The sequence below is a fragment of the Streptomyces sp. NPDC059874 genome, from assembly GCF_042731135.1.
Classification (GTDB): domain Bacteria; phylum Actinomycetota; class Actinomycetes; order Streptomycetales; family Streptomycetaceae; genus Streptomyces.
Window position 1 is genome coordinate 66,778 of the sequence record NZ_JBHWJY010000013.1, and the last position, 26,019, is coordinate 92,796.

Here is a 26,019-nt window from a genome sequence, read left to right on the forward strand (position 1 = left end):
TCCTGGGCTGCGGTGCACCCCAGGAGGGTGGGCCGGGTCGGAGGGGGTGGACCGGCGGTCAGCCGCCGTACGGGGCGAGGGCCTTCTTGGCCTTCAGCGCGGTGCCCCACCACTCGACGGAGTCGAGGAGGGTCTTGGCCGCGGCTTCCGCCTGGGTGGGGTCGATCAGGGTGCCCTGCTCGTCGAACTGGCCCCACGGGCCGTGGAAGCCGACGGTGTCGCGGACGGTGACCGTGTGGCACTCGGCGAAGATCTGGCGGAGCTGCTCGACCGCGCGCATACCGCCCGCGAGACCGCCGTAGCCGACGAAGCCGACCGGCTTGGCGTGCCACTCGGTGGTGTGCCAGTCGATCAGGGTCTTCAGCGAGGCCGGGAAGGAGTGGTTGTACTCCGGGGTGACCACGATGAAGGCGTCGGCGGCGGCCAGTCGCGGGGAGACACCGGCCAGCACGGCCTTGACCTCGTCCGACGGCGTCTGCGACAGCTGGTGGGGCAGGTCGTGCTCGATCAGGTCGATCACGTCGATGTCCAGGTTCTCCCGCTTGCGGGCGAACTCGGTGAACCAGTTCCCGATGATCGGGCCGAAACGCCCCTCACGGACACTGGCGATGATGACGGCTACACGAAGCGTCTCAGACATGCAAATACCTCCGGATGTGTGCGGCGATGTCCCGGCCGTACCGGTGACGGACGGCGGCACGGTCCCGCGCTGGTGTAGATCACCTTGTCCACAGAGTGCGGAGAGATCAACTCCGGTTCGGGGAGTACGTCAGCTTCCCCCGGAACCCACGGCCGGCAGGTGCGCGTTGACCCGTCGTGCCGCTTCCCCGAGCCGCGTGAGTTCCACGACCTCGATCCCCGCCGCACGCAGGTCCGCCACCCCCGAGCAGGCCGCCACGAAGAGCGCCGGCTCGCGCCAGGCGATGACGACCCGTCGCACCCCGGCCGCGATGACCAGGCGCGCGCACGGATCCGGTCGCGACCGCCGCTCCGAACAGGGCTCCAGCGTCGAGTAGAGCGTCGCCGACCGCAGCCGGGCATCGCCCGGCACCAGCTTGGCCAGCGCCGACTCCTCCGCGTGCACGCTCGCGTCGCCCTCGCGGCTGTACCCGTACGCGAGCTCCATCCCGCCGGCGTCCACGATCACCGCCCCGACCGAGTACGCGCCCGGGCTGGGCGGGCACAGCCGCGACAGGGCGATCGCCCGCCGCATCCACTCCTCGTCCGACAGGTACAACGGCGTCACAGCACACGCTCCTTCGGCGCGTAGCGCAGCACGACGGCGTCGCCCGCCACCTTCACGTCCAAAAGTCTCATCCGAGCGGCCGGCCCGCCCGGGAAGTCGCCTCCGCCCACCAGCCGCGGCGCGCCCTCCTGCCCCACCAGCAGCGGGGCCACGGCGACCTGGAGCTCATCGGCCAGGTCCAGAGCGAGCAATTGCGTGTGCACGGACGTACCGCCCTCCACCATCAGCCGCTCCACACCACGGCGGCCGAGCTCCTCCAACACCCGCGTCCAGTCCAGCTCGGGGCCCACACCGATCACTTCCGCCAGCCCGTCGAGCGCCTCGCGCAGCGGCCGCACGCTCCCGTCCACGGTGAACACCACCTTCGCGCCGCCGCAGTGCCAAAAGCGCAGACCGGGATCGAGCCGTGGCGACGCGGTGACGGTGACCTTGAGCGGATGGGCGGGCCTGCCCCGGGCCACCCGCTCCGCCCGCCGTCCCGGATCACCCACCAGCAGCCGCGGATCGTCCTTCCGCACCGTGCTCGCGCCGACCAACAGGGCGTCGCAGGACGCACGTACGGCATCGACCCGGTCGAAGTCCTCGGGTGAGGACAGCATCAGCCGGTCGGGGCTCGCGTCGTCGAGCCGCCCGTCCACGCTCATCGCGGCGGACAGCAGGACGTACGGCCGCCCGCTCACCGGATCCGCAGGTGGTCGAGGTACGACCGCACGTTGCGCCGGGTCTCGGGGACCGAGTCCCCGCCGAACTTCTCCACCACCGCGTCGGCCAGCACCAGCGCCACCATCGCCTCGGCCACGATCCCGGCGGCCGGCACGGCACACACGTCGGACCGCTGGTGGTGCGCGGCGGCCGCCTCACCGGTCGCCACGTCCACGGTGGCGAGCGCGCGCGGCACGGTCGCGATGGGCTTCATCGCGGCCCGTACGCGCAGCAGCTCGCCCGTGCTCAGCCCGCCCTCGGTGCCACCGGAACGCCCGGAGGTCCGCTTGATCCCCTCCGGCGTGCCGGCCATCTCGTCGTGCGCGCGCGACCCGGGGACCCGGGCCAGCTCGAAGCCGTCGCCGACCTCCACACCCTTGATGGCCTGGATCCCCATCAGCGCAGCGGCCAGACGTGCGTCGAGCCGTCGGTCCCAGTGGACGTGCGAGCCGAGCCCCACGGGGACCCCGTACGCCAGCACCTCCACCACGCCACCGAGGGTGTCGCCGTCCTTGTGGGCCCGGTCGATCTCAGCGGCCATCGCCGCGGAAGCACGCGCATCCAGGCAGCGCACCGGGTCGGCATCGAGCTCCTCCACATCACCGGGGCCAGGGCAGAGCCCGTACGGGGCCTTGGCCGCGCCCAGCTCCACCACGTGCGAAACGATCTCGATCCCGGCGACCTCGGCCAGGAAGGAGCGGGCGACGGCGCCGAGCGCGACCCGCGCGGCGGTCTCCCGGGCGCTGGCGCGCTCCAGGACCGGCCGGGCCTCGTCGAAGCCGTACTTCTGCATCCCGGCGAGGTCGGCGTGCCCGGGCCGCGGACGGGTCAGCGGCGCGCCCCGGCCCGTCTGCCGCAGCTCGGCGGGATCCACGGGGTCGGCGGACATGACCGTCTCCCACTTGGGCCACTCGCTGTTGCCCACCATGACCGCGACGGGGGAACCCAGCGACAGCCCGTGCCGGACGCCGCCGATGAAGGTGATCTCGTCCTGCTCGAACTTCATGCGGGCGCCGCGCCCGTAACCGAGCCGGCGCCGGGCCAGGTGGTCGGCCACCAGCTCGGTGGTGACCGGGACGCCGGCGGGAAGGCCCTCCAGCGTCGCGACCAGTGCCGGTCCGTGGGACTCCCCGGCGGTCAGCCAACGCAACGTGCCCATCTCGGACGATCACCCCTGCTCATTGATCCGGAGCGTCACCATAGGCAGCGCCCCGCGGCCGACCTGCCGACCGCGTCCCGACTCCGTCAGCTCGCCAGAGCACCAGGGGCGTCCTGCCCGGGTTGTGACGGACTAGGGCCCGACCCGGACCGTGATCCGGTGTCGATCGACGAAGCTGCGAGCACTCAATGCCCTCGTCCTGCACGCCAGGACGCCCTTGTCCCGCCCGCGGGACGGAACGGAGCGTGGTCCACGTGCTCAGCAGGCGCTCACTCATCCGCGCCGGGGCCGGTGTCGGTGCCGCTGCCGCACTGACCGCCGGCAGCGGTGGGCTCATGCCCGCACAGGCCGCCGGTGCCACCCCCTGGAAGACCCTGCAGAACGGACTGTCCGGCCGCCTCGTCCTGCCCTCCGACCCGACGTACGACACGGCCAAGCAGCTCCAGCTGGCCCAGTTCGACGCCATCCACCCGCAGGCCATCGCCTACTGCACCAGCGAGGCCGACGTGGCCGCGTGCGTACGCTTCGCCCAGGACCACGGCCTCGCTCCCGCGGTGCGCAGCGGCGGGCACAGCCAGGCCGGCTACTCGACCACTCCGGGCCTGGTCATCGACGTCTCCCGCCTCAACAGCGTCCGCCCCGGAGACACCGTCCACCTGGGCCCCGGCAGCCAGGGCGTGGACGTCCTCGACTCGCTCGCCCCGTACGGCATCCAGGTGGCGTCCGGTACGTGTGCCACGGTCGCGGTGGGCGGCTGGCTGCAGGGCGGCGGACTCGGCTACGCCTCCCGCAAGTTCGGCATGGGCGCCGACCGGTTGGTCTCGGCCCGGGTCGTCCTGGCCAACGGTCGCACCGTGCGGGCCTCGCAGGACGAGCACCCCGACCTGTACTGGGCCCTGCGCGGTGGTGGCGGCGGCAACTTCGGTGTCGTCACGGACTTCGAGGTGCGGCCGGTCCAGATCCCGTCGCTCACCACCTACAACCTCACCTTCGGCTGGGCCGACGCCGTCCAGGTGATCCTGGCCTGGCAGGACTGGATCGCGACCGCGCCGCGGGAGCTCTCCTCGGAACTGATGTTCCTGCTCTCCACCGACGCGCCCGCGGGCAGCGAGCCGTACGTCGTCCTCACCGGCGGCTACGCCGGTCCGAAGGCCGCCTGCGACCGCGCCCTCGACCAGCTCGTCGCCGCCGTCGGGCGGCCGTCCGCCACCCGGCAGGTCGCCGAGCTCCCGTACCGGGAGGCGATGATGAACGTCTTCGGTTGCGGCACCAAGACCGTCACCGAGTGCCACCGGATCGGCTACTCGCCCGACGCCCAGCTGCCCCGCGACAACTACTCGACCGGTCGCAACATGTTCTTCTCCCGGGCATGGACCCGCACCGCCGCCGAAGCGGCCCTGGGAGCCTTCACGAACGATGCCCGCCCCGGCCAGTTCCGCTTCCTGGGGCTCTTCGCCTACGGCGGGAAGATCAACGACGTCGCCCCGACCGCCACCGCCTTCGTCCACCGCGACGCGCTCTTCAACGCCGGCTACTCGGTGGGCCTCACCCGCCAGGACCTCGGCCAGGACGAGAAGGACCGCGGCCAGGCCTGGGTGGACAACGGCTTCACCACGATGGACCCGTACTCGACGCACCGGTCGTACCAGAACTACATGGACCCGGCCCTGACGAACTGGCGCCAGGCCTACTACGGCCTGAACTACTCCCGGCTCCGGTCGGTCAAGCGCGCGTACGACCCGCACCGCTTCTTCCGCTTCGCCCAGGGCATCGACTGACGGCCTGCCGAGCCGCTCTCTAGGGCCAGTCGACGAGCGCGTGGAAGGTGATGTAAGCGAGCACCACGGCGGCCGGGGCGAGCAGCGCGAGCCCCACCCGCCGTGCGGCGTTGCGCCGCTGCCAGGGCAGCCCCCAGCAGGCCACGAGCAGGACGAGCGGCACGAGCAGGCCGAAGCCGAAGACGGGGAACGCGATCTCGTACGAGGCGTCGAAGCGGTCGCTCGCGGCGTCCTCGCAGGAGTCGCACGCCATGGGCGAGATTCCGACGAAGAAGAACGCGACGGCGGCCAGCGGCAGCGTCAGCAGGGTGGAGACGAGCGGCGCGATGAACGCCCGCCCGTCCCGCGAAGTGTCCGGGTTCCGGTCCAGGTCCATGGCTCCACTCAACCGGACATGGGCGCCCGGCACATGAGTGCGGGTACTCAGGACGATCTGGGGGTTCCGCGCCGGCCGTCGGCCCGGGCCCTCGGCCGTCGCCCCGGGCCCTCAGAGCCAGACGCCGTCCCCCTGCGGGATGGCGTCGGCGTGCTGGACGTTCTCCGCCGTTTCGCCGTCCGGGTAGTCCTCGCCCCAAGCCTGCGGGGTGGTGGAGGCGCCGGGCCAGTCGGCGCCCCAGCCGTTCGCGGATGCCGAGGTCCGGTTCGGGGTGTAGTCGTCCGGCCAGTCCTGCCCCCAGCCGTTGGCTACGGCCACGGCCAGTGCGAGGGTGCCGAGGGCGGCGAGGAGTGCGCTCTTCGTCTTCATGACGGTGAGCATCGCAGTGGTGTCCCGGCGGACGAAAGGGTTCAACGGTAGCGGGCCGTCATCGCCGTGAGGGAGGCCTTGATGCGGGCCCGCAGCGAGGCCGGGGCCAAGACCTCGGCGTCGGCCGCCAGGGCCAGGAACTGCGCCTCCGCGTGCGACTCCGACTCGATCGGGAGCACCGCCCGGGTCCAGCCGGGCAGTTCGGGATCCGGCTCGCCGGTGGCGGCCAGGGCCCGGGCCTGGACGCCCGCCAGCCCCGCCGCCGCGCGCCCGGAGAGGCGTACGACCGCCTCCTGCGGGTGGAGCCGCTCGTGGAAGTCGGCCTGGGCCCGGCGCCAGTGCTCCGCCAGGTCGAAGCCCTCCGGCAGCTCCACCACCTCCTCGGTCTCCGTGACGTGCAGGATCTGGTCGACGCGGTAGGTACGCGGGCCGGCCGGGCCCGCCACGAGGTACCAGCGGCCCGCCTTGAGGACCAGGCCGTACGGGGCGAGCCGGCGGTCCACCTCCCGCGGCTCCTTCCAGCGCCGGTAGCGCACCTCGATCACCCGGCCCCGCCACACGGCGTCGGCCACCTGCGCCAGGTACGGGGTCTCCTCGTGCTCCGCGTACCAGCCCGGCGCGTCCAGGTGGAAGCGCAGCCGCATCCGGTCCGCCTGGGCGCGCAGTTCGGGCGGCAGGGCCGCGCGGAGCTTGAGCTGAGCCGCCGACAGGGCCCGACCGAGGCCCAGTTCGGCCGCGGGACCAGGCATTCCGGTCAGGAAGAGGGCCTCCGCCTCGCCCGAGCTGAGCCCGGTGAGCCGGGTGCGGTAGCCGGCGAGCAGCTGGTAGCCCCCGCTGTGCCCGGCGTCCCCGTAGAGCGGTACGCCCGCGGCGGCCAGCGCCTCCGCGTCGCGGTAGACGGTACGGACGGACACCTCCAGCTCCCGCGCGAGCTCGGCGGCGGTCATCCGCCCGCGGGTCTGGAGCAGCAGCAGGATCGAGAGCAGGCGGCTGGACTTCACTGACACAGGATGTCAGTGGAACGCTCCTACGGTCCTCGCATGAACGATTTCGACTTCGCGGTGGGCAGCTGGGACGTGACCAACCGCTGGCGTACCGACTTCCTCGACCCGGACAGCGAGTGGGAGGAGTTCCCGGCCGTCTCCCACATCTCGCGGCACTTCGACGGCGGGGCCAGCTTCGACGAGATCGACTTCCCGACGAAGGGCTTCGGCGGTCTCACGCTGCGGCTGTTCGACCGGGAGCGCGAGGAGTGGTCGCTGTACTGGGCGAGCCGTCGGACGGGGGTCCTCTTCCCGCCCGTCGTCGGGCGGTTCGACGGTGACCGCGGTGTCTTCGAGGGCGAGGACACGCACGACGGGAAAGCGGTCCGGGTGCGGTTCGTGTGGTGCGGCACCCGCTCCGAATCGCCGCGCTGGGAGCAGTACTTCTCGGTCGACGGGGGCGAGAACTGGCTGCTCAACTGGACGATGGACTTCGCGCGTCGTCCCTGAGCCGGTAGCCGAAGCCCTCTCCGAACGAGTACGCCCGGCCCGGCCGCCACGGGGGTCGACCGGGCCCGGCGTACTCCGGCCCCGCCCCGCGCCGCGCCACAACACACCTGCTCCCTAAGGAAGTTGGTGTGCACACCACAAGGCGTCTGCACCTCTCAATAAAACATGCAAGCATGCTTGATTGTTTTGGTGAAGGCTGCCAGTCTTCCCCTCACGCCGAGAGGGGAGCGCCACTGTGCCCGATCCGTCCGCCGACGCCGCCGTCGCAGCCGTCTACGCAGACCTGCGCGAGGAGGGCCGTGAACTCGACGCCCTGGTAGGGGAGCTGACCCCCGCCGACTGGGCCCGGCCCACCCCCGCGCCCGGCTGGAGCATCAGCCACCAGATCGCCCACCTGCACTGGACCGACCGGGCCGCACTGCTCTCCCTCACCGACGCCGCTGCCTTCGGCCGCATGGTCGAAGAGGCCCTGAAGGCCCCCGAGTCCTTCGTCGACGAGGGCGCGGAGGAGGGCGCGAAGCTGCCGCCCGGCGACCTCCTGGCCCGCTGGCGGGCCACCCGTACCGCCCTCGACGCGGCACTCGCCGAAGCCTCGCCCGACACCCGTTTCCCCTGGTACGGGCCGCCGATGAAGGCCGCCTCGATGGCGAGCGCCCGGCTGATGGAGACCTGGGCGCACGGCCAGGACGTGGCCGACGCGCTCGGCGTGCGCCGCGCCCCGACCGCGCGGCTGCGGCACGTGGCGCGGATCGGCGTACGGGCCCGCGACTACGCCTTCGCGGTGCACGGACTGCCCGCGCCCGCCGAGGAGTTCCGGGTGGAGCTGACTGCCCCCGACGGCTCCGGGACGTGGACGTACGGGCCGGCGGACGCCCCGCAGCGGATCACGGGCCCGGCGCTCGACTTCTGCCTGCTGGTGACCCAGCGGGCCCACCGCGCCGACCTGGCCCTCGTCGCGACCGGCCCCGACGCGGACCGCTGGTTGGACATCGCCCAGGCCTTCGCGGGCCCGGCGGGCGCCGGGCGCGAGCCGGGGACGGCCCGATGACCCGCCGGGCACCGCTCCGGATCGGCAATGCCTCCGGCTTCTACGGGGACCGCTTCGACGCCTTGCGCGAGATGCTGACCGGCGGCCCGCTCGACGTGCTGACCGGCGACTACCTGGCCGAGCTGACCATGCTGATCCTGGGCCGCGACCGGCTGAAGAACCCGGACCACGGCTACGCCAAGACCTTCCTGCGCCAGCTGGAGGAAGGGCTCGGCCTCGCACACGAGCGGGGCGTACGGATCGTCGCGAACGCGGGCGGACTCAACCCCGCCGGACTCGCCGACGCGGTACGGGCCCTGGCCGCCAAGGTGGGGGTCCCGGTCACCGTCGCCCACGTCGAGGGCGACGACCTGATGCCGTACTCCGAGGGCGCGCTGACCGCCAACGCCTACCTCGGGGGCGCCGGGATCACGGCCTGCCTGCGGGCCGGCGCGGACGTGGTGATCACCGGCCGGGTCACCGACGCGGCGCTGGTCAGCGGCCCGGCGGCCTGGTGGTTCGACTGGGCGCCGGACGACTACGACCGGCTGGCGGGAGCGGTGGTCGCGGGCCACGTCCTGGAGTGCGGAACCCAGGCCACCGGCGGCAACTACGCCTTCTTCACCGCCCACGACGTCCGCCGGCCCGGGTTCCCGCTGGCGGAGATCGCCGAGGACGGCTCCTCGGTGATCACCAAACACCCCGGCCCCGGCGGAGTCGTCTCCGTCGGCACCGTCACCGCGCAACTCCTGTACGAGACCCAGGGCGTGCGGTACCTCGGCCCGGACGTCACGGCCCGCCTGGACACGGTCCGGCTGACCGACGACGGCCCGGACCGGGTACGGATCTCGGGCGTGCTCGGCGAAGCGCCGCCACCCTCCCTCAAGGTGGGCGTCACCCGGATCGGCGGCTGGCGCAACGAGGTGGTCTTCGTCCTGACCGGCCTGGACATCGAGGCGAAGGCGGCCCTGGTCCGCACACAGCTGTCCGACGCGCTGGAGGGGGTGGCCGACGCGACCTGGACCCTGGCCCGCACGGACCACGAGGACGCCCCGACGGAGGAGACGGCGAGCGCGCTGCTCCGCCTGGTGGTCCGAGACCCGTCGCCGGACCGTGTCGGCCGCGCCCTGACGTCGGCGGCGGTCGAACTGGCCCTGGGCAGCTACCCGGGCTTCCACGTCACCGCCCCGCCGGGTGCGGCGCAGCCGTACGGGGTCTTCACCTCGGCCCTCGCCCCGGCCGCCGCGGTCCCCCACACGGCGGTCCTACCGGACGGCACCCGCCTGCCGATCCCGGTCCCCGCCGAGCGGCACGATCCAGCCCACGCCGGCGAAACTCCAGCCTCGCCGGCGTTTGAGGCGCGGGGTCTGGGGCGGAGCCCCAGTTCGGGAAGGGGCGGGGTGGGGGAGGAGCCGCCCGCGGGGCCCACCACCCGCGCACCGCTCGGCACCGTGGCAGGGGCCCGCAGCGGCGACAAGGGCGGTGACGCCAACGTCGGGGTGTGGGTGGAGTCCGACGCCGCATGGGACTGGCTCCACCAGACCCTCACGGTGGAGACCTTCCAAGCCCTGCTCCCCGAGGCCGCCGGCCTCCCCGTCACCCGCCACGCGCTCCCGAACCTCCGCGCCCTGAACTTCGAAATCCCCCGCATCCTCGGCGACGGCGTCGCCTCCGGCCACCGCTTCGACCCGCAGGCCAAGGCCCTCGGCGAATGGCTCCGCGCCCGCCACCTCGACATCCCGAACCACCTCCTGCCCGCCCCGGAGGGGACCCGCACATGACCCGCCTCGGTACCACCGTCGACCCCCACGCCCCCGAGCACGCGCAGGCCCGTACCGCCGCCCTCGAACGGCTGGCCGCGCTCGACGCCGAGCACGCCAAGGCGCTCGCCGGTGGCGGCGAGAAGTACACCGCCCGCCACAAGGACCGCGGCAAGCTCCTGGCCCGCGAGCGCATCGAACTGCTCCTCGACCCGGACACCCCGTTCCTGGAGCTGTCCCCGCTCGCGGCCTGGGGCAGCGACTACCCGGTCGGCGCCTCCATGGTCACCGGCATCGGCACGGTCGAGGGCGTCGAATGCCTGGTCACCGCCAACGACCCCACCGTGCGCGGCGGAGCCAGCAACCCCTGGACCCTGAAGAAGGCGTTGCGGGCCAACGAGATCGCCCTGCAGAACCGGCTCCCCGTGATCAGCCTCGTCGAGTCCGGCGGCGCCGATCTCCCCTCCCAGAAGGAGATCTTCATCCCGGGCGGGGCGATCTTCCGCGATCTGACCCGGCTGTCGGCCGCCGGAATCCCCACCGTCGCCGTGGTCTTCGGCAACTCCACCGCCGGAGGCGCGTACATCCCCGGCATGTCCGACCACACCGTCATGATCAAGGACCGTTCGAAGGTGTTCCTCGGCGGTCCGCCGCTGGTCAAGATGGCCACCGGCGAGGAGAGCGACGACGAGTCCCTCGGCGGAGCCGACATGCACGCCCGGACCTCGGGCCTCGCCGACCACTACGCCCTCGACGAGCACGACGCGATCCGCCGGGCCCGCCGGATCGTGGCCCGCCTGAACCACCGCAAGGCCCACCCGGAGCCGGCCCCGGCCGAGGAACCGAAGTACGACCCGGAAGAGCTCCTCGGCATCGTTCCGCCCGACCTCAAGACACCGTTCGACCCCCGAGAGGTCATCGCCCGCATCGTCGACGCCTCCGACTTCGACGAGTTCAAGCCCCTCTACGGGCCCAGCCTGGTCACCGGCTGGGCCTCCCTCCACGGCTATCCCGTCGGCATCCTCGCCAACGCCCAGGGCGTGCTCTTCAGCGCCGAGTCGCAGAAGGCGGCCCAGTTCATCCAGCTCGCCAACCAGCGCGACATCCCACTGCTCTTCCTCCACAACACCACCGGCTACATGGTCGGCAAGGAGTACGAGCAGGGCGGCATCATCAAGCACGGCTCGATGATGATCAACGCGGTGTCCAACTCCCGCGTCCCGCACCTCTCCGTCCTCATCGGCGCGTCCTACGGCGCCGGCCACTACGGCATGTGCGGCCGCGCCTACGAGCCCCGGTTCCTCTTCGCCTGGCCCAGCGCCAAGTCCGCCGTCATGGGCCCGGCCCAGCTCGCCGGCGTGCTCTCGATCGTGTCCCGGCAGTCCGCCGCCGCGAAGGGGCAGCCGTACGACGAGGAGGCGGACGCCGGGATGCGCGCCTTCGTGGAGGCGCAGATCGAGTCCGAGTCCCTCCCGATGTTCCTGTCCGGGCGGTTGTACGACGACGGGGTCATCGACCCGCGCGACACCCGTACCGTCCTCGGCCTGTGCCTGTCCGCCGTACACAACGCCCCCGTCGAGGGCGCCCGCGGCGGCTTCGGCGTCTTCCGGATGTGAGCCCGCACATGACGACCACCATCACCTCGCTCCTCGTCGCCAACCGTGGCGAGATCGCCGTACGGATCTTCCGCACGGCCCGCGCCCTCGGCCTGGACACCGTCGCCGTCCACTCCGACCCGGACTCCGACGCCCTGCACGTCCGCGCCGCCGACTCGGCCGTACGGCTGCCCGGCGCGGCCCCCGCCGAGACCTACCTGCGCGGCGACCTGATCATCAAGGCCGCCCTCGCCGCGGGCGCCGACGCCGTCCACCCCGGCTACGGCTTCCTCTCCGAGAACGCCGAGTTCGCCCGCGAGGTCCAGGCCGCCGGGCTGGTCTGGATCGGCCCGCCCCCCGAGGCGATCGAGGCCATGGCGTCCAAGACCCGGGCCAAGGAACTGATGAGGGCCGCCGGGGTCCCGCTCCTCGACCCCGTCGATCCGGCCGCCGCGACCCACGCCGACCTGCCGCTCCTGCTCAAGGCCGCGGCGGGCGGCGGCGGGCGCGGGATGCGGGTGGTGCGCGACCTAGACCAGCTCAAAGCAGAGCTCGACGCCGCCTCCGCGGAGGCCCGTTCCGCCTTCGGCGACGGCGAGGTGTTCGCGGAGCCGTACGTCGAGCGCGGCCGTCACGTCGAGGTGCAGATCCTCGCCGACGCCCACGGCACCGTCTGGCCGCTCGGCACCCGCGACTGCTCCCTCCAGCGGCGCCACCAGAAGGTCATCGAGGAAGCCCCCGCGCCCGGCCTGCCCGAAGGACTGCGCGAGAGCCTCCACCAGGCCGCCGTCGCCGCCGCCCGCGCCGTCTCCTACCGGGGCGCCGGCACCGTCGAGTTCCTGGTCACCGCCGACGGACGCCCGTACTTCCTGGAGATGAACACCCGCCTCCAGGTGGAACACCCCGTCACCGAAGCCGTGTTCGACCTCGACCTCGTGGCCCTCCAACTACGCGTCGCCGAGGGCGCGGCCCTGCCGCTGACACCCCCGGCCCCCACCGGCCACGCCGTCGAGGCCCGGCTCTACGCCGAGGACCCCGCCCAGGGCTGGCGCCCGCAGACCGGCGTCCTGGACACCCTCACCGTCCCCGGCGAGGTCCGGGTGGACACCGGATTCGCCGACGGGGACACCGTCGGCATCCACTACGACCCCATGCTCGCCAAGGTCGTCGCCCACGCGCCCACCCGCGCGGAGGCCGTCCGTGTCCTCGCCCACGCCCTGTCCCGCGCCCGGATCCACGGGCTCACCACCAACCGCGAGCTCCTCGTACGATCCCTGCGGCATCCGGATTTCATCGCCGGACGCCTCGACACCGGCTTCTACGAACGCCACCTCGCCACCCTCACCGAAGACGCCCCCGACGCCACCCTGGCGGCCCTCGCCGCCGCCCTCGCCGAGGCGGCCCCCACCCCGGGAGCCTCCCTCGCCAGGCGCCTGGGCGGCTGGCGCAACGTCCGCTCGCAGCCGCAGACCCGCCGCTACACCACGGCCGGCACCGAGTACGAGGTCGGCTATCAGCCGGTGAACCACCCAGGAGTCCGGGTCCTGTCCGTCACCCCCACCCTCGTCACGCTCGAAGTCGACGGAATCCGCCGCCTGTTCCACGTGAAACAAAATTCGAACAAGGTCTACGTCGACTCGACACTCACCGGCGCCCACACCCTCATTCCCGTCCCCCGGTTCGCCGATCCCCAGGACCGCACCGAACCCGGCTCCCTGCTCGCCCCCATGCCCGGCACCGTCGTCCGCGTGGCCGAAGGCCTCGCCCCCGGCAGCACCGTCACCGCCGGGCAGCCCCTGCTCTGGCTGGAGGCCATGAAGATGGAGCACCGCATCCTCGCCCCCGCCTCCGGCACGCTCACCGCGCTCCACGCCGCCACCGGCCAACAGGTCGAGTTCGGCGCCCTGCTCGCCGTCGTCCAGGAGGAACCGCACCCATGAGCCACACCATCGAGTCCGAAGAACACGAAGCCCTGCGCACGGCGGTGGCCGCCCTCGGCCGCCGCTACGGCCGCGAGTACCTCGCCCGCGTCGCCCGCGAAGGCGGCCACCCCGACGAGCTGTGGGCCGACGCCGCCAAGCTCGGCTACCTCGGCGTGAACCTCCCCGAGGAGTACGGCGGCGGAGGCGGCGGCATCGCCGAACTCTCCATCGTCCTCGAAGAACTCGGGGCCGCCGGCTGTCCGCTCCTCATGATGGTCGTCTCGCCCGCCATCTGCGGCACGGTCATCTCCCGCTTCGGCACCGAGGCCCAGAAGCAGGCCTGGCTCCCCGGCCTCGCCGACGGCAGCCGCACCATGGCCTTCGGCATCACCGAACCGGACGCCGGCTCCAACTCCCACCGCATCACCACCACGGCCCGCCGCGACGGCGACGACTGGATCCTCACCGGCCGCAAGGTCTTCATCTCGGGCGTGGACATCGCCGACGCCACCCTCATCGTCGGCCGCACCTCGGACGCCCGCACCGGCCGCCTCAAGCCCTGCCTGTTCATCGTCCCCCGCGACACCCCCGGCTTCACCCGCTCGGTCATCGACATGGAACTCCAAGCAGCGGAAAAGCAGTTCGAACTCGTCCTCGAAGACGTACGCCTGCCCTCCTCCGCCCTCGTCGGCGACGAAGACGCCGGCCTCCTCCAGCTCTTCGCCGGACTCAACCCCGAGCGCATCATGACCGCCGCCTTCGCCATCGGCATGGGCCGCTACGCCCTGGCCAAAGCCGTCGACTACGCCAAGACCCGCCAGGTGTGGAAGGACCCCATCGGCGCGCACCAGGCCGTGGCCCATCCCCTCGCGGCGGCACACATCGAGCTGGAACTGGCCCGCCTGATGATGCAGAAGGCTGCCGCGCTGTACGACGCGGGGGACGACATGGGCGCGGGCGAGGCCGCGAACATGGCGAAGTACGCCGCCGGGGAGGCCTGCGTTCGCGCCGTGGACCAGGCCGTCCACACCCTCGGCGGCAACGGCCTCACCCGGGAGTACGGCCTGGCCTCCCTGATCACTGCGGCCCGCGTGTCCCGGATCGCCCCGGTCAGCCGCGAGATGATCCTGAACTTCGTCTCCCACCAAACCCTGGGCCTCCCCAAGTCGTACTAGCCGCTGCGCGGAGCCTTCGCCGGCGTGGGCGGCCGCGCCTCAAAGATCCGGGGCTCCGCCCCGTACCCCGCGCCTCAAACGCCGGCGAGGCTGGATTTTGCCCGGCCGCGCTGGATTTTGCCCGGCCCGAGACCGGAAAAATGCGGCAGGTGCACGCAGGCACGGCGGACAGCCAGGACGGGGACGGGGTGGGGTGTTGTCCGGGACGTAAAACGTGATTTGTGGCGCGGCACCCACCCGCACATACGGGTCCGGCTGGGGCGCCATAAATCATGAGTCCCGGATGACACCCCACCCCGGCCCCGGCCCCACACGAAGCCCACGCCAGGGGACACCACCACCCCACCCGGCCGAGCCCCCGGCACGGGAACCTCACCGGCCCCGTACGCAGCCCCGCCAGGGGACACCGCCAAGCCCCCGCCAAGCCCCCGGCACGGGAACCCGCATGGACCCGCCCCGCATACCCTCCCCTGGGAGGATTCCGCACACCCGCTCCGGAGGAGACATGCCCCCTGTCGTGCACGCCGCCAAGGCGCCCGGCATCACCACCCTCACCCTCGACTCCCCGGCCAACCGCAACGCGCTCTCCGCCGACCTCGTCGCAACCCTCCGCGCCGCGCTCGCCGACGCCGGGGCGGACCCGCAGGTCCGGGCCGTCGTCCTCACCCACACCGGCACCACCTTCTGCGCCGGCGCCGACCTCAAGTCGCCCTGCGACCCCGCCGACTTCCTCGCCCTGCTCCGCGAGATCGCCGAACTCCCCAAGCCGGTCGTCGCCCGCGTCACCGGCCACGTCCGTGCCGGCGGCCTCGGCCTGCTCGGCGTGTGCGACATCGCCGCCGCCGGGCCGCAGTCCACGTACGCCTTCACGGAAACCCACCTCGGCCTCGCGCCCGCCGTGATCTCCGTTCCACTCCTCCCGCGCCTCGACCCCCGCGCCGCGGCCCGCTACTTCCTCACCGCCGAAGCCTTCGACGCCGCCGAGGCGACCAGGATCGGCCTGCTCACCCTGCACGCGGACGACGTCGACGAGGGCCTCGAACCCGTCCTCGCCGGCCTGCGCAAGGCCTCCCCGCAGGGCCTCGCCGCCACCAAGTCGCTGACCGCCGCCGCCGTGCGCGAGGCCGTCGCCCAAGATGGCGCCCGCATGACCGAGCTGTCCGCAGGACTCTTCGCCTCCGACGAGGCCCGCGAAGGCATCACCGCCCGCTTCGAGCGCCGGAACCCGTCATGGGCCATGTGACCAAGCTGGAGCAGGACCTCGACCAGAAAGCCAACCAGAATGCCAACCAGGACACCCGGCAAGGCGGCCCCAAGCAGGCCCGCAGCCGCGTAACCCGCCGCCACCTCCTGGAGGCGGCCGTCTCCTGCCTGGCGGAGCACGGCTGGGCCGGTTCCACCGTCTCCGTGGTCGCCGAGCGCGCAGGGGTCTCGCGGGGCGCCGCCCAGCACCACTTCCCGACCCGCGAGGACCTGTTCACCGCGGCCGTCGAGTACGTCTCCGAGGAACGCTCCACCGCCCTGCGCGAGCTCTTCCAGGCAGGCCCGGCCGCCCGCCCCGCAGTCGTCGAAGCCATCGTGGACCTGTACACCGGCACCCTCTTCCGGGCCGCCCTCCAGCTGTGGGTCGCCGCCTCCAACGAGGAGCAGCTGCGCCCCCGCGTCACCGAGCTGGAGGCACGCGTCGGCCGCGAGACCCACCGGATCGCCGTCGAGCTCCTCGGCGCCGACGAGTCCGTGCCCGGCGTACGGGAGACCGTCCAGGGTCTCTTGGACATGGCCCGCGGCCTCGGCCTGGCGAACGTCCTCACCGACGACACCGCCCGCAGGGCCCGCGTGGTGGCCCAGTGGTCCCGCATCATCGACGCGACCCTGGCCTGAACGCACGGAGGGCGCCGCACCCCACACGGGGATGCGGCGCCCTCAGCCGGTCAGGACTCAGCGGTCAGAACTCAGGCGGTCTCGGCCATGTCCGCGTACCCCGAGATCTCCCGCGGGTCGCGCCGGCTCGGCCCGGTGTAGCGGGCCGACGGGCGGACCAGGCGGCCCGTGCGCTTCTGCTCCAGGATGTGCGCCGACCAGCCGGCGGTACGGGCGCATGTGAACATCGAGGTGAACATGTGCGCCGGGACCTCCGCGAAGTCCAGCATGATCGCGGCCCAGAACTCCACGTTGGTGGCGAGCACCCGATCGGGGCGGCGCGCGTGCAGCTCCTCCAGCGCGGCCTTCTCCAGCGCGGCGGCGACCTCGTAGCGCGGCGCGTCCAGCTCCTTCGCCGTACGCCGCAGCACGCGGGCGCGGGGGTCCTCGGCGCGGTAGACGCGGTGCCCGAAGCCCATCAGCCGCTCGCCCTTGTCCAGGGCCTTCTTCACGTACGCCACGGCGTCACCGGAGCGCTCGATCTCCTCGATCATGCCGAGCACCCGCGAGGGCGCCCCGCCGTGCAGCGGCCCGGACATCGCGCCGACCGCGCCCGACAGGGCGGCCGCGACATCGGCACCGGTCGAGGCGATCACCCGCGCGGTGAACGTGGAGGCGTTCATGCCGTGCTCGGCGGCCGAGGTCCAGTACGCGTCGACGGCCTTGACGTGCCGCGGGTCGGGCTCGCCCCGCCAGCGGATCATGAACCGCTCGACGACGGACTCGGCCTTGTCGATCTCCTTCTGCGGCACCATCGGCAGGCCCTGCCCGCGGGCGGACTGGGCGACGTACGACAGGGCCATGACGGCGGCGCGCGCGAGGTCGTCGCGGGCGGTGCGCTCGTCGATGTCCAGCAGCGGTTTCAGACCCCACACGGGGGCGAGCATGGCGAGCGCGGACTGCACGTCGACACGGATGTCACCGGAGTGCACCGGGATGGGGAAGGGCTCGGCGGCCGGCAGCCCGGGGTTGAACGCACCGTCGACCAGCAGGCCCCAGACGTTCCCGAACGACACGTGGCCCACCAGGTCCTCGATGTCGACCCCGCGGTAGCGGAGCGCACCGCCTTCCTTGTCGGGTTCGGCGATCTCCGTTTCGAACGCGATGACCCCTTCGAGCCCGGGTACGAAGTCGGACATCAGGCGGCTCCTCAGATAGTGCGAACACGCGCGGCTCCCGGCGTGATTCGCGGTCCGGCGCGGTCATCCCCGTTGATGCCCGGCACGGCCGATGGTCACCCGTGTGGGACCGTCGGACCGGCCCCAAGATTTTGTCCGTTCCGGATGCAGTGCGGAAGCGTGACATACGGCACACCGGTGACGGTCCCACTGCGGCAGGATGGCCCGCGTGACCGACCAGGACCTTGACCCCGCCACCATGCGCAAGCAGTACCGCTCGGAGATCGTCGAGGAGGAGAGCCTCGCCGGGGACCCGATGCGGCAGTTCGCCCGGTGGTTCCAGCAGGCCGCCGACGCCCACGTCTTCGAACCGAACGCCATGATCGTCTCCACGGCGACGGCCGACGGCCGCCCCAGCTCCCGCACGGTGCTGTTGAAGCAGTTCGACGATCGGGGCTTCGTCTTCTTCACCAACTACGCCTCCCGCAAGGGCCGTGAGATCGCCGAGAACCCGCACGTCGCGCTGCTCTTCCCCTGGCATCCCATCGCCCGCCAGGTCGTCGTCACGGGCACGGCGGCCCGTATCGGCCGCGACGAGACGGCGGCGTACTTCCGCTCCCGCCCGCACGGCTCGCAGCTGGGAGCCTGGGCGAGCGAACAGTCCACCGTGATCGGCTCCCGCGCGGAACTGGACCGCCGCTACGCCGAGCTCGCCGCCCGCTACCCGGAGGGCGAGCAGGTTCCGGTCCCGCCGGAGTGGGGCGGCATCCGGGTGGTGCCGGACGAGATGGAGTTCTGGCAGGGCCACGAGAACCGCCTCCACGACCGGCTGCGGTACGTCCTGGACGCGGAGAAGTGGCGCGTGGAGCGGCTCTGTCCGTAGCGGCGCCGCAAAAACAGACGACCCGCGGGCTCGGGTCTCTCCCCTGCAGTGGGAGAAGCCGGCCGGACGTACCGGCGAGCCCGCGGGTCGGGTGACTGCTGTGGATTGGCGCTCGGCGATCCCGCCGGGCACCGCACTGGGTGCGTGCGACGACGGGCGCTTAGCCCGCAGCCACCTCACGCGTCCGGATGTCATACATTTCCGGGATCACCTCCTTTCAGTGTGCGACCACTGTAAGCAGGCTCGTGCCCTGCGCTCAATCGAATTTCTCGGGCGAATCCGTACGTGTATCCATCGGCCCTCTGGAGTAGTCGGAGGTACTGGTGAGAGACATCAAAACGGCTGGTCAGCGTGGTGATCCGATGTTGCCCACTTGCACGGACCGCGACGCGCCCCACCCACTTGCCGACCCATTTCCCCCTCGGAACGATGGCCTCGACCAGATCGCCTGTCGCGTATCCGTGGTGGATCTTGCTGCGAGGCCGCCGAAGGCGGGGGAACCCGAAGCGGTCCGGAGTGGTTCTGGCGTAGGAGCCCCGTCCCGTCGAAGTCACTACCAGGACCTGTGCGGGAATCCGGACGATGGCGTCCCCGCGGTCAAGGTCGAGAACCCCGGTCGCCAGCGCGTCGAGGGTGTGGCTCTTCGGCAGCCCCATCGCTGCACGGTTCCAGCGGGTCCGGCCTCCCGACCACGCGTGGACGGGTACACCGAGCGTGGCGAGAGTCTCCACGAGTTGGTGCCTGGTGGCATTCATGGCGGCGACATCCCGGAGCGGTCTTCTGAGCTGGGCGATCACGCTTTCCAATCGGGCAGGCCGGGTGGCGAGGAACTCTTCGACCCGCAGCGCCCCCTTCGCCTGATTACAGGAAATGCAGGCCAGGACGAGATTCGATACACGGTCTGATCCCCCACGGCATCGGGGGCGGACGTGGTCGATGTTGAGCCGGCATCCCGGTGGCGTCGCAGTAGGCACAAGATCTGTTCCATTTGGCCAGGAGGAACTCTCGGATCTCGCATCCGGCGTGCGCCGACCCCGTGCTCTCCCGCGCGCCGCATTCCCCGGCTCCCGCGACCGCGGCCGTATCGAAGGCAACGTGCTCCACGTGGATCTCCAGAACCGGTGCGTAGCGGCACAATCGGCTGACCAGCGCCAAGGTGGAGTCGATGCGATGGCGCAGGGACGGGGGAAGCCAGCCGCTTGGCCGGGAGCGGTTGTCGTGGCGGGGCGCCCGGTACCGGAGATTCGCCGAGCGACGTCGTCGACGGTAGCCCGCGCGTCGCCTCATGCCGCCGTGAATCTGCCGGCCCCGATGTCGGAGTTCGATCGCGGTCAGTCCCCGACGCGCGAGGGAGGGTCGACCCGTGGGATCGACATGCCGGCGTTCATCGGTCACGGCGATCCCTGTCGCCTTGGAACCCGGGTCAAGGCGGAGCTGTACGCCCGCGACGGCTGAGTCCGCGCGGGTTCGCTGCTTGAGTCGGATGGTGAAAGGAGCTCGGCGGGCCACAACGGCACGTCCATCGTCGAGCAACTCGCGTGCGCGGGCTGGATGACAGGGCATGAGCGGCTCGCCTCCCCTCGCCAGGACGAACACTCGGTTTGAGGTCCAGCGGGGAGCGTCACCGCTCCCGGTCTCTGCCTCGTCCGCTGCAAGCGCGGCGGATCCGGCGTTTCGCCGACGGGTCCAGGTGCGGATTCCGCCGGTCTCCCCTCGCCCGTGTTTCCTGACGGCACCCAGCCTTGTGGCCGGGAGTCCGTGAGCCGTTTCGTCCCTGCTCCCAGGGGTGTCTGCGCTCGCGGATTCCAGAGCAGGCTGCTGAGGAAGCACAGCCTGGTGGGTCTGCTCACCTGCAGGAAACGTAGTCATCGAGGCACCTCGTCTGATCCGTGGATCGTGATGACTGGGGCTGGCCGCTCCGGGAGGGAGCGAGCGGCCTCCCTTCTCGTGTTCCGGCGAAGCTATCGGCCTTCGTGCCGCCGGACGCATCAATGCTCCGCACGTCACTCGAATGTGTTGTCGATCCCCTGTGGGGGCGTGCAACCGAGCTGTCCTGTAGGCGTCGCCTTCCTGTTCATTTCCGAGGGCCGCACGGGCGAGGATGCCCCTGATACGGATCCAAGATCCAAGGGGGAGACATGTACGAATCATCGTTGCCGCGCGAGTACCGGCACGGGCGGAGCGGTTCGGTCGCGGTCTGGATCGGCCTGTGCGGGGGCGCTGCGCTGCTGCTCTTCCAGTTGTGGACCTCCTCCTGGCCGGGCTGGGTGAAGGTGCTGGTCACCGGCCTGCTGTTGGTCGGCGGCGGCTGGATCCTGGTGGGCAGACAGCGTCAGTTCACGCGCGTCGACCTCGAGGGCATATCCCGGGCCAACGGGATGCGTACGCAGCGGCTTGCCTGGAACGACCTCCATGACATCCGCACGATGGCCGTCCCCCAAGGCCAGGGTCCAGGGCCCACGACCGTCACGTACGCCTACCGCACCGATGGCAGTCGGCTGCTGCTGCCGTGTGTGGACGACGTCGAACTGCCGGCCGTCGAGCAAGAGGTACTCGTCCTGCGGTCGCTCCTTGTCGAGCTGCGCGGGGCCGACTGGGCGCCGGATCCGCAAGCGAGGTCGCGGATCGCCCGGCAGGAGGCGGGGTGGGACACGATGAGTCGGTGGTCGTCCGGCTGGCGGCCCGTCGTGGTCGGGATCGTGTTCGCCGTGCTGATCGTCGTCGGCACCGTGCTCTTCGGAATCCTGAACAAATCTTGACCGGATGCCGACCGGGTTTCCCGCACCCAATCCGCGGAAAGCAGTGTGGGCTGCGTCACGTTCCAGTTGAATGATCTGACGTGCCGCACACGCGAACACCTGCAGGGGGTGCCAGGTGAGTGCTTCCGGACGTAACGAGACCGCCGACGATCTGCTCGCAGCGCTGCTGGACGGGATGGACGCCGCCTTGTGCGCGTTCGACTCCGACGGCGTGATCACCCACTGGAACCGCGAGGCCGAGCGGATCCTGGGCTGGTCGGCGGCCGAGGCCGTGGGGCGCAAGGGGTTCGAGGGGTGGGCGGTACGGCCCGCCGACGCCCAGGACGTGCACGACAGACTCATGTCCGCGCAGGACGCGCCCGGGCGTCAGGTGCACGAGTTCGCCCTGCTGACCAAGGACGGCGGGCGCGTGCTCGTACGGACCCAGTCCGCCGGGGTGCCGGGCGCGGACGGGAAGCCCGCCGGGGTGTACTGCGCGTTCAGCGAGGTGCACGCGCAGATCGATCTGGAGCGGTCCATCGCGCTCAGCGAGGCCCTGATGGAGGACGCCTCCTGGGGCGTCGTCCTCGTCGACGTCGACCTGCGGCCCGCCGTGGTCAACGCGCACGCGGCCCGTGCCTTCGGGACCGGCCGCACCGTGCTGCTCGGACGGCCCCTCGGGGAGCTGTTGACGCAGGGCGTGGAGGAACTGGAGGGCGCCCTCCAGCACGTGCTCGCCGAGGGGGCGCCGCCCGCGCCCGTGGAGCTGTGGGTGTCGGTGCGCACGCCCGAGGGGGTGCGGCGGCGGTGCTGGCGGTGCGGGTTCCTGCGGCTCGCCTCGCCGCTCGCGGAGGAGCCGGTGCCGCTGGGGGTCGGCTGGCTGTTCCAGGACGTCACCGAGGCCCGGCAGGCGCAGCTGGACACCGCGCAGCTGCGGTTCCGCTCCCACCAGCTGCACCGCGCGGGGCGGGCCGCCGCCGAGTGCGAGGACCCCGCGGAGGCGGCCGCCGTACGGCTGGACTTCGCCCTCGCGGGCTTCGCGGAGCACGCGCTGCTGGACGTACTGGACTCCTCGGCCGGCCTGGAGCGGCGAAGGCTCGTACGGTCGGCCGCGTCGCCGCCCGAGCTGCCGGGGCCCGGATCGATCCCCGTGCGGTACGAGGCCGGTCACCCGGCGCTGCAGGCGCTCGACCGGATCGGCTCGGTGCGCGCGAGCGCCCCGCGCGGGGAGGCGGACGCGGAGTGGGCACGGGCCCGCCAGTGGCCGCAGGGCGCGGCGCACGGGCTGTGCACGGTGCTGCGCAGCCGGGGGCGGACCCTGGGGGCGCTGACCTTCCTGCGGGGACCCTCGCGGCCGGCGTTCGAGCGCGCGGACGCTTCGTACGCGGAGGAGGTGGCGGCCCGGGTGGCGGCGGACCTGGACCTGGCGGGGCTGGACGGCGGGGCCTAGTGCTGCGGATCGGGCTGGTGGGCCCGGCCGGGTGCGATGGGCCGGCCCGGACGGGGCCGGGCGCGCGCCGGGGCGTCTCCTCGGGCGTCGAACGTTTCCAGGGGTCGGAGGGCCGAGGGTGGCCCAGTTCGGCGCCCTGCGGGGACGCCCCACCGCACACCCGACCCCGTCCGGGCCGGCGGGGACCGGCTGGTCCTGCCCTAGTGACGGAAGAAGATCCGGTCGCCGTACTCCTGCATGACGCGGCCGTTCCACTCGTGGCCGCCGTCCACGTTGCCCGAGCGCAGCAGCGGCGGCTCCACGCCGCGGGACACGAGCTCGCCGGCCGCCGCGGCCATCATCGCCTGCATGATCGCGCTGGTCACGACGGTGGAGGCGGGGGCGAAGGGGGCGTCGATGCCGTCGAGGCTCAGTTCCGCGTCGCCGACCGCGATCTTGCTGTCGAGGACCACGTCGCAGTGGTCCTTCAGGAAGGTGCCGGAGACGTGCCGAGACTTGGTCTCGGCCGCGTACGCCACGGAGGTCACCCCGATGACCTTGAGGCCGATGGCCCGCGCGTTCATGGCCATCTCGACGGGCAGGGCGTTGCGCCCGGAGAGCGAGATGATCACGAGGACGTCTCCGTCGGAGGCGGGGCTGCTGTCCAGGACGGCGCCGGCCAGACCGTCGACCCGCTCCAGGGCGCTGCCGAGCGTGGCGGGCATGACGTCGACGCCCGCCGTGCCCGGGACGGCGAGGAAGTTCATCAGGGCCAGGCCGCCGGCCCGGTAGACCACGTCCTGGGCGGGCAGCGAGGAATGCCCGGCGCCGAAGGCGAAGAGCCGGTTCCCGGCGGCGACGGCGTCGGCGACGAGTGAGCCGGCCTCGGCGATGTGCGAGCCCTCCTCGTCCCGCACCCGCTCCAGCAGGCCGATGGCGGCGTCGAAGAACTGACCGGCCAGCTTGCTCTCGCTCATACGCCGATGGCCCTTCCAAGAGGTGGGGGTGGGTCGTCCGTCTTCGCCGCTCACCGTGCGGTCTGGACCAAGGGCGTGTCAATACGAACGTCAATCCCGGGGCACCGCGTGTCCGGGACATGTCCGGGACGGGCCTTGACGCTCGATACGGGACGGTTGTCGGCCCGATGCGTCAGAATTGGGGGCAGGGCCAGCGCACGCAATCCGAGGGGCACGAATGTCCGGACTGATCGACACCACGGAGATGTATCTCCGCACCATCCTTGAGCTGGAAGAGGAAGGTGTGGTCCCCATGCGCGCCCGGATCGCCGAGCGGCTCGACCAGAGCGGACCGACGGTGAGCCAGACGGTGGCGCGGATGGAGCGTGACGGCCTTGTGGCCGTCGCCAGCGACCGGCACCTGGAGCTGACCGACGAGGGTCGGCGGCTGGCGACGCGGGTGATGCGCAAGCACCGGCTCGCCGAGTGCCTGCTCGTCGACGTCATCGGCCTGGAGTGGGAGCAGGTGCACGCGGAGGCCTGCCGCTGGGAGCACGTGATGAGCGAGGCGGTGGAGCGGCGGGTGCTGGAGCTGCTGCGCCACCCGACCGAGTCGCCGTACGGGAACCCGATCCCGGGGCTGGAGGAGTTGGGCGAGAAGGCGGAGGCGGACCCGTTCCTGGCCGACGGCATGATCAGCCTGGCCGAGCTGGACCCGGGCACGGAGGGCAAGACCGTGGTCGTGCGCCGGATCGGGGAGCCGATCCAGACGGACGCCCAGCTGATGTACACGCTGCGGCGGGCGGGCGTGCAGCCCGGCTCGGTGGTCAGCGTGACGGAGTCCCCGGGCGGGGTGCTGGTCGGCAGCGGAGGCGAGGCCGCCGAGCTGGAGGCGGAGATCGCCTCGCACGTGTTCGTGGCGAAGCGCTGACACGGAAGCGCTGATACCGAAGGACTGACGCCGAAGGGCTGACGCCGAAGGGCCGATTGCGACGTGCGTCGGATCCGAAGCGTGTCGATGCACTGATGTCGATGCGCTGACGCCGGCGCCTTTGGCATGGTGTGGTGTGTAGATGGTGTGTGGACGGTCCCGGCGCCTCGCGGCGCCGGGACCGATCCTCCCCTGGTGACCTGGAGCCCCGAGCTCTCAAGGTCTTCCCCTTCGGACCGTCTTCCCCGAGCGGCCCGCCTCCCTGTTGAAAGGATCTCCATCGGCAGCGGCGGCCAATCCTTGAGCAAGGTCACTCGAAAGAGCGGTGTTGTCGGCGAGACGCCCGTTTTCGAATACGGGTTCGATAGTCTGGCCGGGAACGAAGGGGGTGCATCTGCGGTGGTACAGCGCATTGATGTGACAGGGCCCGACGGCGTGCGCCTGGCCGCCTGGGAGTTCCGCGAACCGGGCGCCGAACCGGCCGCCGAGGCGGCCCCCCGCCCGGGGGTGCTGTTACTGCACGGTCTGATGGGCCGTGCCTTCCACTGGGCCTCCACTGCCCGCTGGCTCGGCGAACACCGCCGCGTGGTGGCCCTGGACCAGCGCGGCCACGGCCAGAGCGACCGCCCTCCGTCCGGCCCGTACACCCGCGAGGCCTTCGTGGCCGACGCCGAGGCGGCCGTCGAGCAGCTCGGCCTCGCACCCGTGACCCTGATCGGCCACTCCATGGGCGCCCTCACCGCCTGGCAGCTCGCCGCCCGCCGCCCGGACCTGGTCGAAGCCCTGGTCATCTGCGACATGCGCGCCTCGGCCCTCGGCGAGGCCTCCCAGCGGGAGTGGGAGGAGTGGTTCACCCGCTGGCCCCTGCCCTTCCCCACGCAGGACGCGGCCCGCCGCTGGTTCGGCGAGGACGACCCCCGCGTGGAACGCCCCGATCCGGGCCGCGGCGCCTTCTTCGCCGAGGTGATGCACGAGGCCCAGGACGGCTGGCGCCCGCTCTTCTCCCGCCGCCAGATGCTGACGGCCCGCGAGACCTGGGTCCACGACGCCCACTGGGAGGAGCTGGCACAGGTCCGCTGCCCGACCCTGGTGGTCCGCGGCCTCGACGGCGAGCTGGGCCGCGCGGAGGCCCAGGAAATGGTCCGCGTCCTGCCGGCCGGCCGGTACGCCGAGATCCCCGACGCAGGCCACTACCTCCACTACGACCAACCGGCCGCCTGGCGCGCGGCCTTGGAGCCCTTCCTGGAGGGAATCAGAGCCGACGCGCCTTGACCCCGTCCAGCAGGGCGGCCCAGGCAGCGACGCTGACCCGGAGCACGCGGGTGCCGGGGTCAGCGCTCTCGGCGACGAGGACGTGGTTGCGGGTGCCGCCGGGGGCGACGCAGACGCACGAATTGCCCTCCGCGCAATAGGAGGATCGCTGCCAGTCGTCGGTCATGTGA

Annotated in this window: 26 protein-coding genes; 14 read left to right on the forward strand and 12 right to left on the reverse strand. The window is 72.1% G+C overall.

What is annotated here, in order from left to right:
* Nucleotides 1–58: 58 nt before the first annotated feature.
* The 4 genes from ACFV9H_RS10485 to aroC form a co-directional block, all read right to left on the reverse strand.
* Complete coding sequence (locus tag ACFV9H_RS10485; RefSeq protein ID WP_385396073.1) at nucleotides 59–640, reverse strand: NADPH-dependent FMN reductase; 582 nt, start codon at nucleotides 638–640, stop codon at nucleotides 59–61.
* Nucleotides 641–769: 129 nt separating this feature from the next.
* A complete protein-coding gene (locus tag ACFV9H_RS10490; RefSeq protein ID WP_385396075.1) occupies nucleotides 770–1,246 on the reverse strand; it encodes a deaminase in 477 nt (158 codons plus the stop codon).
* Complete coding sequence (locus ACFV9H_RS10495) at nucleotides 1,243–1,926, reverse strand: RibD family protein (RefSeq protein ID WP_385396077.1); 684 nt, start codon at nucleotides 1,924–1,926, stop codon at nucleotides 1,243–1,245. Before ACFV9H_RS10495 ends, ACFV9H_RS10490 begins: the two co-directional genes overlap by 4 nt.
* Nucleotides 1,923–3,107, reverse strand: a complete 1,185-nt coding sequence (gene aroC / locus ACFV9H_RS10500) for a chorismate synthase (protein WP_385396079.1) — start codon at nucleotides 3,105–3,107, stop codon at nucleotides 1,923–1,925. Before aroC ends, ACFV9H_RS10495 begins: the two co-directional genes overlap by 4 nt.
* A gap of 254 nt (nucleotides 3,108–3,361) precedes the next feature.
* On the opposite strand from aroC, the gene ACFV9H_RS10505 reads away from it, so the two are divergent.
* Complete coding sequence (locus ACFV9H_RS10505) at nucleotides 3,362–4,885, forward strand: FAD-binding oxidoreductase (protein ID WP_385396081.1); 1,524 nt, start codon at nucleotides 3,362–3,364, stop codon at nucleotides 4,883–4,885.
* A 19-nt stretch (nucleotides 4,886–4,904) separates the two neighbouring features.
* Here the strand turns inward: ACFV9H_RS10505 and ACFV9H_RS10510 are convergent, their stop codons facing one another.
* The 3 genes from ACFV9H_RS10510 to ACFV9H_RS10520 form a co-directional block, all read right to left on the reverse strand.
* Nucleotides 4,905–5,261, reverse strand: coding sequence for a hypothetical protein (locus tag ACFV9H_RS10510; protein ID WP_385396083.1), 357 nt, complete (start codon nucleotides 5,259–5,261; stop codon nucleotides 4,905–4,907).
* A gap of 111 nt (nucleotides 5,262–5,372) precedes the next feature.
* Nucleotides 5,373–5,630, reverse strand: coding sequence for a hypothetical protein (locus ACFV9H_RS10515; RefSeq protein WP_385396085.1), 258 nt, complete (start codon nucleotides 5,628–5,630; stop codon nucleotides 5,373–5,375).
* Nucleotides 5,631–5,671: 41 nt separating this feature from the next.
* On the reverse strand, nucleotides 5,672–6,631 hold the full coding sequence (locus ACFV9H_RS10520; RefSeq protein WP_385396087.1) for a helix-turn-helix transcriptional regulator: 960 nt from the start codon (nucleotides 6,629–6,631) through the stop codon (nucleotides 5,672–5,674).
* Nucleotides 6,632–6,670: 39 nt separating this feature from the next.
* Here ACFV9H_RS10520 and ACFV9H_RS10525 point away from each other — a divergent pair, with 39 nt between their 5' ends.
* The 8 genes from ACFV9H_RS10525 (at nucleotide 6,671) to ACFV9H_RS10560 (ending at nucleotide 16,483) form a co-directional block, all read left to right on the forward strand.
* Nucleotides 6,671–7,123 (forward strand): hypothetical protein, encoded by a 453-nt coding sequence (locus ACFV9H_RS10525; RefSeq protein ID WP_385396089.1) that lies wholly within the window; start codon nucleotides 6,671–6,673, stop codon nucleotides 7,121–7,123.
* Nucleotides 7,124–7,358: 235 nt separating this feature from the next.
* Nucleotides 7,359–8,171: a TIGR03084 family metal-binding protein gene (locus ACFV9H_RS10530; RefSeq protein WP_385396091.1), complete on the forward strand. Its 813-nt coding sequence runs from the start codon at nucleotides 7,359–7,361 to the stop codon at nucleotides 8,169–8,171.
* The gene (locus ACFV9H_RS10535) at nucleotides 8,168–9,931 is read left to right on the forward strand and encodes an acyclic terpene utilization AtuA family protein (protein ID WP_385396093.1); all 1,764 of its coding nucleotides are present in this window, start codon (nucleotides 8,168–8,170) and stop codon (nucleotides 9,929–9,931) included. Before ACFV9H_RS10530 ends, ACFV9H_RS10535 begins: the two co-directional genes overlap by 4 nt.
* Nucleotides 9,928–11,526 (forward strand): acyl-CoA carboxylase subunit beta, encoded by a 1,599-nt coding sequence (locus ACFV9H_RS10540; RefSeq protein ID WP_385396095.1) that lies wholly within the window; start codon nucleotides 9,928–9,930, stop codon nucleotides 11,524–11,526. The genes ACFV9H_RS10535 and ACFV9H_RS10540 overlap by 4 nt, the downstream gene beginning before the upstream one ends.
* Nucleotides 11,527–11,534: 8 nt before the next feature.
* The gene (locus tag ACFV9H_RS10545) at nucleotides 11,535–13,445 is read left to right on the forward strand and encodes an acetyl/propionyl/methylcrotonyl-CoA carboxylase subunit alpha (RefSeq protein ID WP_385396097.1); all 1,911 of its coding nucleotides are present in this window, start codon (nucleotides 11,535–11,537) and stop codon (nucleotides 13,443–13,445) included.
* Nucleotides 13,442–14,602: an acyl-CoA dehydrogenase family protein gene (locus ACFV9H_RS10550; RefSeq protein WP_385396099.1), complete on the forward strand. Its 1,161-nt coding sequence runs from the start codon at nucleotides 13,442–13,444 to the stop codon at nucleotides 14,600–14,602. Before ACFV9H_RS10545 ends, ACFV9H_RS10550 begins: the two co-directional genes overlap by 4 nt.
* A 505-nt stretch (nucleotides 14,603–15,107) precedes the next feature.
* Entirely contained in the window at nucleotides 15,108–15,845 is a 738-nt protein-coding gene (locus ACFV9H_RS10555) for an enoyl-CoA hydratase family protein (protein ID WP_385396101.1), read from the forward strand.
* The gene (locus ACFV9H_RS10560) at nucleotides 15,833–16,483 is read left to right on the forward strand and encodes a TetR/AcrR family transcriptional regulator (protein WP_385396103.1); all 651 of its coding nucleotides are present in this window, start codon (nucleotides 15,833–15,835) and stop codon (nucleotides 16,481–16,483) included. The genes ACFV9H_RS10555 and ACFV9H_RS10560 overlap by 13 nt, the downstream gene beginning before the upstream one ends.
* Nucleotides 16,484–16,554: 71 nt before the next feature.
* Here the strand turns inward: ACFV9H_RS10560 and ACFV9H_RS10565 are convergent, their stop codons facing one another.
* Nucleotides 16,555–17,661: a citrate synthase 2 gene (locus ACFV9H_RS10565; protein WP_385396105.1), complete on the reverse strand. Its 1,107-nt coding sequence runs from the start codon at nucleotides 17,659–17,661 to the stop codon at nucleotides 16,555–16,557.
* Nucleotides 17,662–17,860: 199 nt separating this feature from the next.
* Between ACFV9H_RS10565 and pdxH the strand changes: the two genes are divergently transcribed.
* Nucleotides 17,861–18,523 carry a pyridoxamine 5'-phosphate oxidase gene (gene pdxH / locus ACFV9H_RS10570; RefSeq protein WP_385396107.1) on the forward strand — a complete coding sequence of 221 codons (663 nt, stop codon included), beginning with the start codon at nucleotides 17,861–17,863 and terminating at the stop codon, nucleotides 18,521–18,523.
* Nucleotides 18,524–18,714: 191 nt separating this feature from the next.
* Here pdxH and ACFV9H_RS10575 read toward each other — a convergent pair whose 3' ends face one another.
* Both ACFV9H_RS10575 and iscB read right to left on the reverse strand, forming a co-directional pair.
* Nucleotides 18,715–19,497, reverse strand: coding sequence for an HNH endonuclease (locus ACFV9H_RS10575; RefSeq protein WP_385396109.1), 783 nt, complete (start codon nucleotides 19,495–19,497; stop codon nucleotides 18,715–18,717).
* Nucleotides 19,385–20,674 (reverse strand): RNA-guided endonuclease IscB, encoded by a 1,290-nt coding sequence (gene iscB / locus ACFV9H_RS10580; RefSeq protein WP_385396111.1) that lies wholly within the window; start codon nucleotides 20,672–20,674, stop codon nucleotides 19,385–19,387. The genes ACFV9H_RS10575 and iscB overlap by 113 nt, the downstream gene beginning before the upstream one ends.
* On the opposite strand from iscB, the gene ACFV9H_RS10585 reads away from it, so the two are divergent.
* Nucleotides 20,662–21,282: a hypothetical protein gene (locus ACFV9H_RS10585; protein ID WP_385396113.1), complete on the forward strand. Its 621-nt coding sequence runs from the start codon at nucleotides 20,662–20,664 to the stop codon at nucleotides 21,280–21,282. The genes iscB and ACFV9H_RS10585 overlap by 13 nt on opposite strands.
* 115 nt (nucleotides 21,283–21,397) lie before the next feature.
* Entirely contained in the window at nucleotides 21,398–22,711 is a 1,314-nt protein-coding gene (locus ACFV9H_RS10590) for a PAS domain-containing protein (protein WP_385396115.1), read from the forward strand.
* A gap of 200 nt (nucleotides 22,712–22,911) precedes the next feature.
* Here ACFV9H_RS10590 and ACFV9H_RS10595 read toward each other — a convergent pair whose 3' ends face one another.
* On the reverse strand, nucleotides 22,912–23,667 hold the full coding sequence (locus tag ACFV9H_RS10595; protein ID WP_385396117.1) for an SIS domain-containing protein: 756 nt from the start codon (nucleotides 23,665–23,667) through the stop codon (nucleotides 22,912–22,914).
* 217 nt (nucleotides 23,668–23,884) lie between these two features.
* On the opposite strand from ACFV9H_RS10595, the gene ACFV9H_RS10600 reads away from it, so the two are divergent.
* Both ACFV9H_RS10600 and ACFV9H_RS10605 read left to right on the forward strand, forming a co-directional pair.
* Nucleotides 23,885–24,577 (forward strand): metal-dependent transcriptional regulator, encoded by a 693-nt coding sequence (locus ACFV9H_RS10600; protein ID WP_385396119.1) that lies wholly within the window; start codon nucleotides 23,885–23,887, stop codon nucleotides 24,575–24,577.
* Between the two features lie 399 nt (nucleotides 24,578–24,976).
* Nucleotides 24,977–25,849, forward strand: coding sequence for an alpha/beta fold hydrolase (locus tag ACFV9H_RS10605; protein ID WP_385396121.1), 873 nt, complete (start codon nucleotides 24,977–24,979; stop codon nucleotides 25,847–25,849).
* Here ACFV9H_RS10605 and ACFV9H_RS10610 read toward each other — a convergent pair.
* Nucleotides 25,830–26,015, reverse strand: coding sequence for a DUF397 domain-containing protein (locus ACFV9H_RS10610; RefSeq protein WP_385396123.1), 186 nt, complete (start codon nucleotides 26,013–26,015; stop codon nucleotides 25,830–25,832). The two genes, ACFV9H_RS10605 and ACFV9H_RS10610, sit on opposite strands and share 20 nt — an antisense overlap.
* Nucleotides 26,016–26,019: the final 4 nt, after the last annotated feature.